A 14,655-nucleotide genomic window follows, 5' to 3' on the forward strand; every position below is an offset into this window, starting at 1 on the left:
CCGTGGAGCGGATCCAGGCCCATGGGGGCAGGGGGGTGCCTGCGATGAGGTTGCCGAGGACGTCGTGGAGCAGGAAGTCGCGCTCAGGGAGCCTCATCGGGAGGGCCGTGGTGGGGGCGGAATGGGACGCCTTGGCCGTCCGGGCCCCGCTTCCGGGGCTGCTTCCCTGTCGGGGCAGCCGTGCGCGGAGTCCGAGGCGGATGCGAAGAAGCGCGCGTTCACCAAGGCCGAGCTGCACGCCTTCTTCGCGCACTGCGACGATGAAATCGCCCGGATCAGGGCCTTCGGCCGCAAGGGCTGGCTTCCCGTTCCGCGACGCCACCTTGTTCAAGACCGCGTACGTCTACGGGCTGCGGCGAAACGAGACGCGGATGCTGGACGCCTCCGACATCGGCCGCAATCCGTACGGCGCCGAGTTCGGCGACTACGGCCGGTGCCTGATCCGCTTCGGTAAGGCCAAGAAGGGCTCGCCGCCCAAGCGCCGCAGCGTGCTGACCGTGTGGGAGTGGACGCCCGGCATCCTGGACGAGTGGTTCACGGAGGTCCGCCCGCTGTTCGGCCGGGACGGCAACCCGGCAGCCTGGCCGTCCGAGCGGGGGCTGCGAATCGTCTGCCCACCACCCCTTCCGCCGGTCCTACGTCACCCACCTCATTGAGGACGGTTGGGATCCGAGGTTCGTCCAGGAGCAGGTCGGCCACGAGCACGCCAGCACCACCTCGCTCTACACCTGCGTGTCCTCGGACTTCCGCACCCGCACCCTGCGCCGGCACCTGGACTCCACCGTCGCGGTGGCCCTCCAGACCCAGACCGGGAAGCCAGCATGGAGCGCAAGGTCGGATACACGTGGCGGCTGCGTGAGCTCATGGCCGAGCAGCAGATCTTCACGGCCACCGTACTGGTGCCGCTGCTGCGCGAGCGGGGCATCGACCTGTCCGCCTCCCAGGTCCACCGCCTGGTCTCCGGCACTCCGGAACGCCTGTCGTTGCAGGTCATGGCCGCGCTCAGCGACATCCTCTCCTGCACCGCGGCGGACCTAGTTGCCACCACCGCCGAAAACGCTGGCGTCCGCAAGACCGCCACCGGCGACGTGCCCGCGCCGCCCGGAGATGTCGCGAAGCTGCGGCCCCGCCCGGCCCGCATTCTGCCCGACGCATGACCCGCACTTACGCCACCGACGAGCAGTACGAACGCTGGTACATGGCCGCGTGCTGCCGGTGCGGCCGCCGCCGACACAAGGCCGGCACCTGGCCGGACGGATACGTCTGCCGGACCTGCTCGGACCGCGCCGTCCGGACCCGGGGCACCTGCCCAGGATGCGGCCAGGAGCGTGCCCTTTCCGGGCTCCGCCCCGGTGACGGGGCCCCGATCTGCACTACCTGCGCCGGCTTCTCCCAGACCTTCGACTGCTCACGCTGCGGATTCGAGGGCAAGCTCCTGGGCGGTCGACTGTGTGAACGCTGCACGCTCACCGACCGCCTCACCGTCCTCCTGGACGACGGCACCGGTCGCATCCGTCCCGCGCTGGTCCCGCTGTTCGACCTGCTGGTGGCGATGGACAAGCCCAGAAGCGGGCTGGCCTGGCTGGAGATGCGCCGCAACCAGCCGGGAAACGCCTCGCAGCTGCTGCGACGGCTCGGCCTCGCCCAAATCCCGCTCACCCACGGCGCCTTCCACCAGCTCCAGCCCAGGCGAGCCGCCGCTCACCTGGAAGAACTCCTCATGACGTGCGGAATCCTGCCCGCGGTCGACAAGTACCTCTGTTCCTTCCAGCGCTGGTTTCCCGGGCATCTCACCGACATCGCCGACCCCGAGCACGTCAAGACGATCAGACTCTTCGCGACCTGGCGAGTCCTCCCTCGGCTGCGGGCCCGCGCCGAGCGGAGCCACATCACACCCAGCATCCGGCGGTTCGCCGCCGAGCAGATCAGTACGCCACCACCTTCCTGCAATGGCTCGGCGAGCGGAACAGCACCCTCGCGTCCTGTGGCCAGACCGACATCGACGCCTGGTTTGTCGAGAACACCGAACACGGCCGCACCCCGCCTGCGAGCCTTCCTCACTGGGCCATGCAGAGCCACCGCTGCCGACGCTGCCTCTCCATCCCCGCGATGGCAGTCTCCCGGCGAGCCGCACTCAGCGAGGACGAGCGCCTCGACGCCCTCGGTCGACTGCTGACCGACACGGAGATACCGATGCGGCTCCGAGTTGCCGGAGTCATCGTGCTCCTCTACGCACAGCCATGCCCGTGAGCCGCATCGTCCGACTCCACCCCTGACGACGTCATCCGCGACGGCGACACCGTGCTGCTACGGCTCGGCGAGCCGCTCTCGCCCGTCCCCGCACCGGTCGCAGCCCTGCTCCTGGAGCACATCGACAACCGCGACAACATGAACACCGCCACGAACTCGGCAAGCCGCTGGCTCTTCCCCGGCCGCCGAGCAGGTCAGCCAGCCCGCCCTGACCATCTATCCGCGCTCCTACACGAGGTCGGCGTCCCGGCCGCCGCTGCTCGCGGCGACGCCATCCGACAACTCCTCGAACTGCCTGCCCCCGTCGTCGCGGACGCTCTCGGCTACCACGACAAACCCACCAGCCGCCTCTTCAGGGAAACCGGTGGGACATGGAGTCGATACGCCGCTGGTGATCACACCAGGTCACCAGCGGGCTGGATTCCAGGCGATAGCCAAATACGAGCGCCCACCAGTACGGGGGCCGTGAGGCGCGCGCCGCCATAGTGTCAAGGCTTTGGCTTGGACAGCGGATCTGGCAGGAGTAGTCCTGCAGGTGAGGTTGTCAGGTGGTTGTCGTCAAAAGAGGGTGGCCTCGACCAGGCTGCCGGGTCTCGCATGTCGACGACACCGCCACAGAACTGTGCACTGTGGAATGGCACCGCGCCGCCGGAGAATACGGCGCCGTTGAAGCTGACCGTGCCGCCGGAGAATACGGCGCCGTTGAAGCTGACCTCGCCGCTGGAAAACGTGGCGCCGATGAAGCTCAGCTCGCCGGCGGAGAACGTGGCCTTGTAGAAGCTCACCTTGCCGCCGGAGAAAATGCCGTTGAAGCTCACCTTGCAGCCGGAGAACGTTGCGTCGCGGAAGCTCACCTCGCCGCTGGGAAACGTGGCGCTGGTGAAGCTCAGCTTGCCGCCGGAGAACGTGGCATCGCGGAAGCTCACCTCGCTGCCGGAGAACGTGGCATCGCGGAAGCTCACCTCGCTGCCGGAGAACGTGGCACCGGTGAAACCCACCTTGCCGCCGGAGAAGCGGGCGAAGGAGAAGTCACCGCCATCGAAGGTGGCGCCGGTGAAGTCGAGGTCGTATCCGCACCAGGATGTCTCGAGTGGGGTGTCCCATAGAAGGTGGTCTCGGATTGTCCGGATGACAGTGAGGCGGACTTCGCGGTTGGCTTGTCCGTCTGCGGGATCGCCGACTGGTATGCCCCCGTCGGGGCCTAGTGGGTAGTAGGGCATGCGTAGGTAGGCACAGAGGACGTCGATGCAGGTTTGTCGGCGTTCGGCCCAGTCGTCGGCGAGGCCGGCCATGGCGTGGACGCCGGCAAGGCGGCAGGCGGCTTCTTTGTGGCCGAGGAGTGCAGCTGCGGTACTGAAGCGTTCATTGAGCAAACGAGTCCGCTCGTGTCCAAGGCTCTTTTCGGCGCTCTCGCGGAGAGAGCGCGAGGAGCGCCGCGCGCCGAAGTACACGCCCGTACCGCCGAGCAGGCCGCCGCCGAGGCCCACAACGAGGATCGCCCACAAGGGACTGCTCATCGAGCCCGTGCTCTCGTTGGGCGGTGGGGAGACTGATGGGGTGGGTGTGGGGACGAGACTGACGTAGTCGAGGAAACTGGTCAGGATCGTCATGTTGGCACGGTAGGTGCTGCTCATGGACCCTGTTTGGAGGCCCGCCGCCGATGAAGGAGGGGTTCATCCGATCAGATATGGACTTGTGACTACAGCCTTAGCAATCACCCACCGCCAGCCAGCCTTCCGTGCCGTCGTTCGGAATGCTGATGCGTAGGGGCGCGCGGCGCCGGCTGCGTGACGACCGCGCCAACGTCGCCCGCTTGGGGTGACATCGGCACGCAGGCCCCGATTGCTCACGATCGACACACAGTCACCGAAGAGCTGGCCCGTGCAGAGAACTGGTGCCAGTTGAATACGCGAGCCCACCAGTACCGAGGTCGGACTCGCTGAGGTGCGACGACTGCCGCGGTCGCACCGAGGTGGCGTCCGAGGGGGGTATCGGCCGCCGACGCGGGGGCGGCCGCCGCGGCCATCTTCTTGCGGCCGGGCAGGAGCTAAAAGGAGGCTCCAGACGAGCCCGTCCCCAGTCGATCGGGGACAGGCCGGCTCCAAGCATCACCTGATCACCGACGGACACGGGACACCCCTCGCGGTCATCCTCACCGGCGGTAGCCGCAACGACGTCACCCAGCTCGTGCCCCTCCTCGATGCCATTGCGCCCGTCGGGGCAGGCCCGGCCGCCCACGCCGCAAGCCCCCAGTCCCTCTTGATGATCGACACCGGAGTCACCCCTCGACCCGGCCTGGCTCAAGCAGTAGACGGACTCCATGCCGCGCGAACAGACCGGATCTACTGGGCAACGATCACCGGCTCACCACGACGGTTCACCGTCTTCCTCGCGGAAGACCTCACGCCCTCATTGCCTGCATGGGCTGACCGGCGCCCTCATTGCGTTAGGCGTTCTTAGTCCACCGCAGTCACCGGACTGGGCGGACTTACTTCGATGTCGAAGGATGGTGAGCGGAGGTCCGTGGTAAACGGGAGCCAGGGGCGCGCCCGGCCCACCACGGAGGCTCATGGCGGCGGCATCGTCGTAGCTGTACCAGGCCCGGGCCAAACCGTCCCTACTGATCTCTTCGGAGTGTCGTCGCGGGTGACATGTGGTGATCCCTGCGGTAGGTCGGGGGTATGCGGTACGCGCGGGCGGCGGAGTGACTGGAGCGGAATCAAGGAACTCTGGATGGCCGGCGAGCCGACTCACGACGATTTCCAGGACCACTTCATCGACGTCATCGTCGTGGCCGACACCGGCGAAGGCACCGACGGCTGGAAGTTGGACGCAAGCGCGTACGCAGTCGACGCCAGGTGATACCCGTGTCGAGCTCGCATCGCCTGGAGTGGCCTGATGGCGTCCCACGCATCCGACCGGCGTCCCCAGCGCTGGTGAGCCCAGTGCACTCGCAGCTTGCCCTCCGAGAGACTCGGGGTACACCCGAGCCCTGGCAGGCCGTCACACGGCTTGCCAGGGCTCGTTGATGGACAACGGATTTGCTCCTGTGCCCACGTCGGTTCTGCGCTGCTGTATGCGGCAGCGGCTGGTGCATCGGTTCATGACCGGACCGGTAGCGGTCGGTCACCTGGCAGGTTGCTGCGTCCGACTCGCCTCGAGTGTGCGACTTGGCGAAGCGGAACTCCGTGCTGTACTGCAGGGGACTGACCGTCGATGGCAGGAATCGTTGCCCCGTGGGGCGGCGAGATGAGCTTCCGGGACGTCGCGTGTTGTTCCGCCCCGGGGCTGGTGTGGAAAGCCACTTTCCGGCCGGTCTGATGGGTCAGGGGCGGTTGTACCTGGTGCACTTGGATGAATTCGCGTTCGCATCGTCAATGCAGACCTTGACGTACGCGGCCCCGCCGGGCGCATCCGCAGGGATTCCGATATTGAACGGATACGTCACGTCGCATTCAGTGCCGGTGCTCCAGGTGCCGAGCTCGTTGCCAGAGGCACCGTACGCGCCGAACCACGCGCTGTGGCAGCCGACTGCCCGGAGCGTTCCATTGACACCGACCGACCGGTTGTACCAAGTCAGTGTGCCGCGGAGGTAGCTGGCACCGAATGTAACGTTGACAGCGGTGGTCGGGTAGGCCGCGGTCTGCGCGCCGGCGGCGGGTGCGCCCAGCACCATGCCCGCGGTCAGCACGACGGAACCGAGGGCGGCGGCGAAATGAGCCTTCATGCGATCTCCAGGTCTCTTCGGAGTTCTCCGCGACGTCGGGGCGATGGCAGCGCTGTGACCTGCTGGACAAGGGGTGAGGTACCTACGGTTCGCAGGCTCACCTGACCGAGGCGACGGCCGCGCCGGCACCCCCCACGTACGGGTCCCAAGCAGCTGCGACCGGGCGTTCCAGCCGGCCTCAGCTCGCGGGCTGAAGCGGCCTGGCGATGAGCTTGCACGCGAGGTCCTTGAGGTTCCCGTCATCGAGACAGACCCTGACGTACGCGGCACCGCCGGGCTGGTCCGCAGGAACGACGAAGTCGTAGGACTCGATGGTGCCGCAGGCGATCGGGGAGCCGCCGCCCTGGCCGATCACGGCACGGTCCCCTCGGAGGGTGTAAGCCCACGTGGTCCGGCACGTGACCGCACTGTCCCACACTGCGGACCTGTGCTGCCCGACCACTCGGACCGACCGGTTGTACCAAGTGACGGTTCCCCTGGTCCACGTGGCACCGAAATTGATGTTGAAGTTGCTGGTGGGATAGGCGGTCGCGGTCGCGGTCTGCGCGCCGGCGGCGGGAGCGCCCAGCACCATGCCCGCGGTCAGCACGACGGAACCGAGGGCGGCGGCGAAATGAGTCTTCATGCGAACTCCAGGATGGGATGAGCCGGTTGTGGCTTCACATCCTGGGCCGGCCGGCCACCTGCGGCCTACCTCTTAAGTCACGGCTTAAAGGGGGGGCCGGGACGGCAGGCGCGGCACCTCGCGCACCTCGGCACGAGTGTCCGGTGGCACCCGGGCAGGGCGGCGCGCTGCACTCACCGGTCTGACGCCGCGGTGCCCTCGGGCCTCACGGTGCCCCCAGGGCACCGGTCCGCAGCAGGGCCAGCCCGAGGGGGGTGATGTGGTGCAGCACGGACCCGCCTCGGCGGCTGGTGGTGATGAGGTCCGTATTCCGCAGTACGGTCGCGTGCTGACTGGCCGCTGCGGCCGTGACGTTGAGGCGGCGGGCCAGTTCGCTCGTCGTGCATCCTTCTGCTGTCACGTGCAGAGCGGCAGCTCGCGTGCGGCCGAGCAGAGACTCCAGGTTCCGCACGGCGGAGCCGTCCGCTTCCGCCGGTCCGGTACCGGTCAGCGGCCGCCGGAGAGCCGGCACGGTCAGTCGGGGTGGCTGGGCAGTATCGAGCGGGTCCCACAGAAAGCTCACCGGGTGCTTCGCGAAGACCGTGGGCGTGATGATCAGCCCCCTTCCCTGGAGACGCACCTCGACTCGGCGCGGGTAGGGAGCTTCGAGCACCGGCGGACGCCAGCGGACCAGTGGCGCGCAGATCGAACGCAGCAGCAGATCGATGCCTCCCTCCAACACCAGGTCCGCGCAACGGGTGGACAGCGCGACCAGTTCGGACCGCCCTCGATGCCAGTAGGGCTCCACGGTCAGCCGATGGCAGGCGCGCACGGCCTCGGCGAGCTCCCGCCGCGCATCACGGTCGCCCTCGGACACCCGTCTGGCCCATGGCAGGTGTCCGGGGCGGAAGTCGAGACCCTCGAACTCGCGTCGCAGCCGGGACACCGGGGCGTGCAGCAGGTTGTCCACGGCGTGGTCCAGAGAGGGCACATCACCCATCAGCGCCAGCAGATCGAGCCCGGGACCGCGCACCGGAACCAGGGACGTCAGGGGGCGCGTGTCGGCTCCCATCCGGCCCGCGACCGCTGACCGCCACGAGCGGAAGTGAGGAAGCGCCCGGTTCTCCCTCAGCAGCTCCAGGCTGTAGTAGACCTCCGCTGCGACACCGATCGTTGCGGCCACCCGTGTCCGGGCGAGGTCTTCCGTCGTGAAGTGAATGCGTAACACCGACCGGCCCCCTGCCACCGAAGTGAAGCGCGTGAGCGCACCCCCAGCATGCCCCAACCTGCCGCGCCAGAAGGGCTGGAGTCGAGCCAGCCATACGGGCTCCTCCAGGGGCCGGCGGTCGCGCGGGGCCAGTCGAGGTCCCAGCCGGGCCGGTAGCCGCAGGCGCCCCAACCGTCCGGCCGCCCGTGGGGAATCTCGAGTCCGGCCTCGCCGACTGTTGGCCTGCCCGGCGAAGACGTGCATTCCACGCAGGCCGTCCGTGTTGTGTATGGGGACGTCCACCTCGAAGTACGGCAGCGTCATGACGTCCATCTCCTTCCGGTTCTGAGGGGCCACCGCGACCGCCCCGGCCCCCGGGGGACGGGGTCGGGGCGGCACGGAGGGCTCTCAGGGAAGGGATCAGCTGGCGGTCTCGATGGCGTCCCGCAGGTGCGTGCGTGCCTTGGCCGGCAGCACCTTTAGGTCGCCCGGGTCTTTCCAGGGCGTCAGGCAGGCAGGTGACGGAGGACTGCCGGCACCTCCGCGTCGTCGGCGGCCAGGTCCCAGCGCATGACGAGGACCTGGCCGCCAGCTACCTCGCCGGGGCCTTCGGCGCCTCCCGCGGCCGGACGCGAGAGCCTCCGATTCCGCTGAACGGTCCCGTCGTACCTCGGCCCGATCGTCCGATTGAGCGGTGCGGCGGAGCCGTCACGCGCGGATCGGGCGGCGTGCGACGTGAACCCACTACGCTCGCAGACGATCAGGGAGGTCGGATGCAGGAGAAGACCGGTCACTGGATCCGGGTCGTGATGCTGGCCGTGCTGAGCGCGTGCAGCGTCGCCCTGATCGCCGGGTGCGGCCCCGACAAGGATGATCCGGCGGTGCCCCCGTCGCCGCCCGATGCGGTGTCCAGCCCGCCCACGTCCCCGCCGCAGCAGCAGCAGCCACCGCCAACGGATACCGGGGAGCCGTACGTTCCGCCTCCACCGCCGCCACCGACGAAGACCGTAGACGACGACAGCGACCCGACCTCCGCCCCGAGCGCTACGCAGCCCCCGCCCCCGCAGCAGCAGCCCGACTCGTCTCCGGCGCCGATCGAACCGCCGAATCCTGACGGCACGTGAACGAGCCGCCCCTGGACGACCCGTCCGAGGAGCCGGAGGCCGATCCATATCGCCCCACCGCGCTCCTCAGGACGGTCGTCGCGCAAGGGACTTTCATCGCCGCGCTCCTGTTCTACCTGGGGGCGATGTACATGAGCACGTTCTACGCGTACTTCCACATCTCGCTCAGCACGCTCAACCTGGGCTTCAGCGAGTTGGTGACCCAGAGCCTGCGGCTGCTGAAGCTCGAGGTCCTGGTGGCCGCCGGGCTGATCGTGCTGGTCGTTTCGGCACCGTGGGCCCGGAATCGGGCCCAGATGTCCGGAGGCATGGTGTCCCGTGCAGCCGCCAAAGCCGAGGCCGTGGCGGCCAAGCTCTCCGTGCCGGTGGTAGTCATCGGTGTCGTGCTGCTCGCCCTGTGGAACGAGATCCAGCCGTACGGCTGGACCGCCCCTCTCCTCATCGCCGTCGGGCTCCTCATGGGCCAGTGCCGCGACTCCCGGGGCCGGCGGCCGAAGGGCCTGCGCTCCAAGGCCCTCCCGGTCTTCGCCGCCGTGGCCTTTCTCTTCTGGACCCTGACCCAGGTCACCATCCAGACGGCTCAACGGGACGCCAGATCCCGCGCCAGCCATGTCACCGATTGGACCGGTGTGATGGTCCTCAGCAGTTATCCGCTCTCCCTCCCCACCGGGACGGTCAGGAGGGAAGTCCTGGCGAGCGGACTGCGTCACCGCTACCGCTATACGGGTCTGCGGCTGCTACTGGAACGGAATGGGCGGTATTACGTCGTACCCCAGGGCTGGAACGTGGAGCGCGACGCGATGTACATCATCCAGGAGAGCGACGCCGTGTGGATCGGTCTCACCCCGGGCACCCAGCCGCAGCTGCTCGGCTGACAAGCCCGTGCATGGTTGGCGGTGGAACCGGCCGTGGGGACGAGCAGAACTGTCAGTAATGTCAAGCAGCTGATCTTGATCGCCTAAGGGCTGTCCCGTAAATGATCTTTGGTCACCTCGGGCGTGCTTGGCCGCGTCCTCGCGGGTCCGGCACTCCGGTCGGCGAGCCGAACCCGGGGGCCTGCGGGGCATCCTCGGTCTGGGTGTTCGCGTCACCGCACATCGCTTGCCGGTACAGGGTCTTCAGCGCGTGGTCGATGGGGTGGGGCTGCGGCTTCCCTGAGGAGTCCGGCTTGTTCCACCTCTGGAGGTTGACCGCGACGGACATCTGGCGCTTGCCGTCGGCGCGGGTCAGGGACATGGTCCCGGCCCCCCAGACCGTGCCGTCGTGGCCCCAGAAGGTGCCGCAATCCGGGACGGTGACCTTGTGCAGACCGAGGCCGTATTCGATCGTCGTTCCGTCCAGGGCGATGACCGGGACCGTGCGCTGCATCTGTGCCAGCGACGACGCGTTGAGGATCCTGCCGTCGAGCAGCTCGGCGTAGAAGCGGTTGAGATCCTCCATGGTCGATACCAGAGCGGCCCCTGTCCCCGTCCAGGACATGTTGTAGATGCTGTAGTCGCGCGGCGGGTCGAGCGAACCCCACAGCGCCTCGTACATGCGCGAGTGCGGTCCCCTGATACGCGGCCCGGCCGGAAACTCGGTGTGCCGGAGCCCGGCACGCTCGATGACGTTCCGCGTGATGTACTCCTCTGCCGAGGTGCCGGTCACCTGCTCCAGGAGTTGGCCGAGGAGCAGGTAATTGGTGTTGGAATACACCCCCGGAGTGGCTCCGGGCTCGCCGGCGGGAGGCGCCGCAAGCCCCATCTCGATCAGCTCGGCCGGGCGGAACTGCCTGAACCGGTTGTCATCCAGGCTCTCCGGTGACATGTCCGGCAGAGAAGGGAACGCATAGCGGATGTAGTCGGGGATGCCGCTGGTGTTGTTGAGCAGCATCCGAACCGTGATCTTCCGGCCGCGCTCTCCCGGCACCAGGTGCGGCAGATAGCCGCCGATCGGCGCATCGAGCCGGATCCGGCCCTGCTCCACCTGCTGCATGATCGCGGCGGCGGTGAAGGTCTTGGTGATGCTGCCGACGCGGTGGCGCATGTCCGCCCTGACCGGACGGCCGGTCCTCACATCGGCGACCCCGGAAGCGTCGCGCCAGGTCCGGCCGGCATCGCGCACCTCGGCGTACACCCCCGGCACCCCGGCGCGGTGGACACCGTCCAGCGAGGATTGCAGCTCCGCGGGCTCGAAGCCGGTCGACGGGCTCGCGCTACCGGCCGTTACCGCCCTTGTCCCGTCGGGTGCGGGAGCCGCAGCCACCGTGCCTGCACAGACACTCAGAGCGGCCACGCCCCCGCACAACGCCATTCGGATCTTCAAGACATCCGTCCTTTCGTGATCAATGAGTGAAACGGGAATCTCCCCGGGCTTTCGACGTCCACGAATCAGTCGGCCAGGGCGCGGCGCAGTGCGGCGCCGAGTTCGGTGATCTGCCGCTGGGACACGGCGGCAGACAGAATCGCTTGCGATCCGTGGAAGGTGCCGGGCCACTGGTGCAGGTCGACCGACACGCCGGCTTGCAGCAGGCGCAGCGCGTAGGCGATGTCCTCGTCGCGGTTCGGGCAGAGCTCTGCGGTGGCGATGTAGGCCGGTGGCAGGCCGGACAGGTCGGCGGCCCGCGCGGGGGCGGCGTACGGCGTGGCGGGCCGGGAGCCCAAGTAGTGCCGCCACGCTGCGGCGACCTTGTCGCGATTGAACCAGGGCACATCGGTGAAGTGCAGCCGTGACCAGGTCTGTTCCCGGTCGTCGAGCCCGGGCTCGTTGAGGAGCTGGAAGCGGATCGGCGGCCCCTGAGTGTCCCGTGCCCGCAACGCCACCGCGGCCGCGATCCCCGCCCCGGCGCTGTGACCGCCGACCGCGATCCGCTCCGGGTCGATGCCGAGTTCGGCCGCGTGCACGGCCGTCCATGTCAGTACGGCGTAGGCGTCGTCCAAGGCGGCTGGGAAGCGGTGCTCGGGCGCCAGACGGTAGTCCACCGAGATCACCACCGCCCCGGAACGGTCTGCGAGCCGTGCGGCCCACGGGTGCTCGGTGTCCAGGTCACCGAAGACACCCCCGCCCCCGTGCAGCCAGACGATGGCGCCCTGGGCCTGGTGCGGGTGGTAGATCCGCACCGCAACGTCCGGATCGGCGGGCACGGTGCGGTCCTCGACCTCCATGTTCGAAGTGTCCGGGGCCGGCGCCCCGGCAGCACGCTCGGCGAAGTTCTTGCGCGTGGTGACCGGGTCGTTCAAGTCGAGTTCGGGCAGGAACGGGACGAATGCTTCGAGTTCAGGATCCATGGCGACCATCCTCACGGCCATCAGTCCCAGAGGTCACCCGCCAACTGTCGCGTGAACAGCTCTGATTGCGCGCCGACCGGCGCACCCTCGCCCCTCTATCCTTCTGCCATGCAGGCACTGGCCTTGAGGCTTTCGGGACTGGATCCGTACGTCGACGGCGCGATCCGCATCATCGCGTTCTACGACACCCTGATGCGCAGGCGGGTCGATCTCCCGGCGCTCGCCCGCGCTTCGGCGGGCCTGGCCGAATGCGTGGCCGGCATCCAACTCCATGGCACGGGGCGGGCCATCCGCATCACGCCCGAAGGCAGGCCGGCTTCCGCCTCGCAGGCATCCGCGTCCACCACCGCGCCGATCACCCTCGACGAGGAGGAGATCGGCACTGCATGGCTGGAACGGCCCGGCCCGCCCCACAAGCTCGACGAAGTACTCCTCGAACGCCTCGCCATCGCCTCCGCGGCCGTCGCCGAGAGGTACGGCCCTGCCCGTACCACCATGGCCGACCCCGCCCTCGTCGAATTGGCGATCAGCTCCGACAGCGACGAGGCGGCCCGAGCGCGGGCGCTACGGCTCCTGGGTTTCGCGGCCGGCTTGCCGGTCCGCGTCATCGCCGTACGGTCGCGGCTTCCCCTCGAGCATGTCGGCCGCCTGATCTGCCCGGCGCGCCCGGTGAAGGCGGCACCACTTGCCGACGTGGGCGTCATCCTGGCCACCACCGTGGACGGGGCCGGGTTTCCGGCGGGCGTCCACGCGGGCACCGGCGCCGCAGACAGCCCAGACCGATCCTGGCGGCAAGCCCGCACCGCCCTCCGCTTCACCACCTCCCGCCAACCGGTCATCCACTACGCCGACCTGGGCGCGCTGGCGCTCCTTGCCGACATACCCCAGGACGCCGCCCGTGACAACGCCGACGTGGCCGCCATCGCCCGAATCGCCGGCAACCCGGAAGATATGGAGACCCTGGACACGTACTGCGCCACCGGCTCCCTACGCCGGGCCGCCGAACTCCTCCACCTGCACCACAGCAGCATCGCCCGCCGCACCGAACAGATCGGCAAGGCCCTGGACATCGAACTCACCGAACCCGCCGGACTGACGCGCGCCAGGATCGCCCTCATCGCATGGCGGCTACTCGACAACTGACGTGGCCGTGTCGCGTAGACAGCCCACAAGGAGATCCGGCGCTGATCACGGCCAGCGGGTGGCGCGGCACGACCCTGATAGGGCTCGGCCGGCCGGCGTTCACCGGCGCCACCAACCCGCACGCACCCGCTGCCGTGCAGGTCCTGATCGTCACCGCCGGCGTAGCCGCCGTCGTCTCATCCTGCTGCATTGCGGCGGTGCCGGTAAAGCGGTCGTCCTTCCGAGGGGAAGGCCAGCCGGAGAATGCCGTCCTGCCCCCCTTGTGGGGGGCCGGGGTGAAGCTACCCAGGAAACGCAGGCAAGACGGAGGTTCCCGGTCTGCGTGGCCAGAGATGGAGAGGCTCCCGAAACCGCCCGCTGCCGTTTCTGCCACGTCGCTTCGCTCCCGACGTCGTAGCCGCCGAGTACGGGCAGCGCCCACTGACGACGCTGGGCACCGTCACCCTGCCGTTGTCGAGGCACCTGCGATCGAGAGCACCGTGCGAAGCCCACGCGGCCCGGGGCCTTTACGCCGTCGCACGTGCCTGCGGGCCCGAACCCCCGTTTGGGGTCGGGCCCGCAGGCACGTGCGTGGATCAGGCAGGGCGGCCGCCGAAGGGAGCGCCGCTGCCGTAGTAGGTGCCCAGCTCCTCGTGGTAGCCGACGTTGCCGAGGTGCTGGTCGCGGTGGAACTCGGGAGCGCTCTTGATCTGCTCCTTGGTCCGGTCGACGTAGATCTTCTTCTCCTGCGGGTCGACCCGGGTGACCGTGCTCGCCGGCAGGAGGACTTCCTTGCCGAAGATCCAGACTCCGGTGTCCACGACCAGGTAGGCGTCACCGACCTCGTCGGAGTGCTTGTCGACCTTGCCGATGCTGCCGTCGGCCGCCTCGACCTTGTAGCCGGTCAGATCGGTGCCGGCCAGGTGGCCCGAGGTGGACTTGTAACTCCACACATGCTCAGTCACGCGAAACAACTCCTCCGATAAATCGGGAACGAAAAGGGAAGTAAATTCCCGGCAATTCCCGCGCGGCGCATATAGCGTGTAGGACGGTTTCATGCTTTCCGCCCGAGCCGCTCATGCCCCGATTTCGTTCCGTCACACCCTCGGATCGAGATCGGGGCCGGGACGGCCGTCGATCGTTGGAGGTGAGCAGGTCTGCTGCTGCGTGATGGCGACCATCCCGGTTACGCCTCCAAATACCCGAGATATCCGATTTCATCCGTTACCGGAAAACCGATGACGTCCACGACTGCATGGCGGTGGGGGGGGCCCCCCCCGCCGCGGGGGGGGGGGCCCCCCCCCCCCCCGCGGAGAGCTGGTTGGAGTGGTTTTGCAGCGGGGGCCGGCGCCCCC

Annotated in this window: 15 protein-coding genes; 8 read left to right on the forward strand and 7 right to left on the reverse strand. The window is 68.6% G+C overall.

The features are described 5' to 3' along the window. Window positions 1-323 precede the first annotated feature (323 nt). From ACFWBY_RS27230 to ACFWBY_RS27240, 3 genes are all read left to right on the forward strand, one after another. Window positions 324-656: a hypothetical protein gene (locus tag ACFWBY_RS27230; protein WP_385339776.1), complete on the forward strand. Its 333-nt coding sequence runs from the start codon at window positions 324-326 to the stop codon at window positions 654-656. A gap of 165 nt (window positions 657-821) precedes the next feature. Further along, window positions 822-1,157 carry a helix-turn-helix domain-containing protein gene (locus ACFWBY_RS27235; RefSeq protein WP_385339774.1) on the forward strand — a complete coding sequence of 112 codons (336 nt, stop codon included), beginning with the start codon at window positions 822-824 and terminating at the stop codon, window positions 1,155-1,157. Beyond that, window positions 1,154-2,176 (forward strand): hypothetical protein, encoded by a 1,023-nt coding sequence (locus tag ACFWBY_RS27240; RefSeq protein ID WP_385339772.1) that lies wholly within the window; start codon window positions 1,154-1,156, stop codon window positions 2,174-2,176. The genes ACFWBY_RS27235 and ACFWBY_RS27240 overlap by 4 nt, the downstream gene beginning before the upstream one ends. 562 nt (window positions 2,177-2,738) lie before the next feature. Here ACFWBY_RS27240 and ACFWBY_RS27245 read toward each other — a convergent pair. Beyond that, a complete protein-coding gene (locus ACFWBY_RS27245; RefSeq protein ID WP_385339769.1) occupies window positions 2,739-3,884 on the reverse strand; it encodes a pentapeptide repeat-containing protein in 1,146 nt (381 codons plus the stop codon). Between the two features lie 310 nt (window positions 3,885-4,194). Here ACFWBY_RS27245 and ACFWBY_RS27250 point away from each other — a divergent pair, with 310 nt between their 5' ends. Both ACFWBY_RS27250 and ACFWBY_RS27255 read left to right on the forward strand, forming a co-directional pair. Continuing rightward, window positions 4,195-4,710 (forward strand): transposase, encoded by a 516-nt coding sequence (locus ACFWBY_RS27250; protein ID WP_385339767.1) that lies wholly within the window; start codon window positions 4,195-4,197, stop codon window positions 4,708-4,710. Between the two features lie 273 nt (window positions 4,711-4,983). Next, entirely contained in the window at window positions 4,984-5,112 is a 129-nt protein-coding gene (locus tag ACFWBY_RS27255; RefSeq protein WP_385339764.1) for a hypothetical protein, read from the forward strand. A 463-nt stretch (window positions 5,113-5,575) separates the two neighbouring features. Here the strand turns inward: ACFWBY_RS27255 and ACFWBY_RS27260 are convergent, their stop codons facing one another. The 3 genes from ACFWBY_RS27260 to ACFWBY_RS27270 form a co-directional block, all read right to left on the reverse strand. After that, entirely contained in the window at window positions 5,576-5,977 is a 402-nt protein-coding gene (locus ACFWBY_RS27260; protein WP_385339761.1) for a hypothetical protein, read from the reverse strand. Window positions 5,978-6,155: 178 nt separating this feature from the next. Then, window positions 6,156-6,602: a hypothetical protein gene (locus tag ACFWBY_RS27265; protein WP_385339758.1), complete on the reverse strand. Its 447-nt coding sequence runs from the start codon at window positions 6,600-6,602 to the stop codon at window positions 6,156-6,158. 205 nt (window positions 6,603-6,807) lie between these two features. Then, complete coding sequence (locus ACFWBY_RS27270; protein ID WP_385339755.1) at window positions 6,808-8,112, reverse strand: ArsR/SmtB family transcription factor; 1,305 nt, start codon at window positions 8,110-8,112, stop codon at window positions 6,808-6,810. A gap of 449 nt (window positions 8,113-8,561) precedes the next feature. Between ACFWBY_RS27270 and ACFWBY_RS27275 the strand changes: the two genes are divergently transcribed. Beyond that, entirely contained in the window at window positions 8,562-8,912 is a 351-nt protein-coding gene (locus tag ACFWBY_RS27275) for a hypothetical protein (protein WP_385339753.1), read from the forward strand. Further along, on the forward strand, window positions 8,909-9,787 hold the full coding sequence (locus tag ACFWBY_RS27280; RefSeq protein ID WP_385339751.1) for a hypothetical protein: 879 nt from the start codon (window positions 8,909-8,911) through the stop codon (window positions 9,785-9,787). Before ACFWBY_RS27275 ends, ACFWBY_RS27280 begins: the two co-directional genes overlap by 4 nt. Window positions 9,788-9,899: 112 nt before the next feature. Here the strand turns inward: ACFWBY_RS27280 and ACFWBY_RS27285 are convergent, their stop codons facing one another. Both ACFWBY_RS27285 and ACFWBY_RS27290 read right to left on the reverse strand, forming a co-directional pair. Next, window positions 9,900-11,210: a serine hydrolase domain-containing protein gene (locus ACFWBY_RS27285; RefSeq protein ID WP_385339835.1), complete on the reverse strand. Its 1,311-nt coding sequence runs from the start codon at window positions 11,208-11,210 to the stop codon at window positions 9,900-9,902. A 71-nt stretch (window positions 11,211-11,281) separates the two neighbouring features. Next, window positions 11,282-12,178 (reverse strand): alpha/beta hydrolase, encoded by an 897-nt coding sequence (locus ACFWBY_RS27290; RefSeq protein WP_385339748.1) that lies wholly within the window; start codon window positions 12,176-12,178, stop codon window positions 11,282-11,284. A 108-nt stretch (window positions 12,179-12,286) separates the two neighbouring features. On the opposite strand from ACFWBY_RS27290, the gene ACFWBY_RS27295 reads away from it, so the two are divergent. Further along, the gene (locus tag ACFWBY_RS27295; protein WP_385339745.1) at window positions 12,287-13,321 is read left to right on the forward strand and encodes a helix-turn-helix domain-containing protein; all 1,035 of its coding nucleotides are present in this window, start codon (window positions 12,287-12,289) and stop codon (window positions 13,319-13,321) included. A 575-nt stretch (window positions 13,322-13,896) separates the two neighbouring features. Here the strand turns inward: ACFWBY_RS27295 and ACFWBY_RS27300 are convergent. Beyond that, window positions 13,897-14,265: a PRC-barrel domain-containing protein gene (locus tag ACFWBY_RS27300; protein ID WP_385409716.1), complete on the reverse strand. Its 369-nt coding sequence runs from the start codon at window positions 14,263-14,265 to the stop codon at window positions 13,897-13,899. Window positions 14,266-14,655 lie beyond the last annotated feature (390 nt).

Origin of the sequence: Streptomyces sp. NPDC060049 (assembly GCF_042736715.1) — a bacterium.
Classification (GTDB): domain Bacteria; phylum Actinomycetota; class Actinomycetes; order Streptomycetales; family Streptomycetaceae; genus Streptomyces.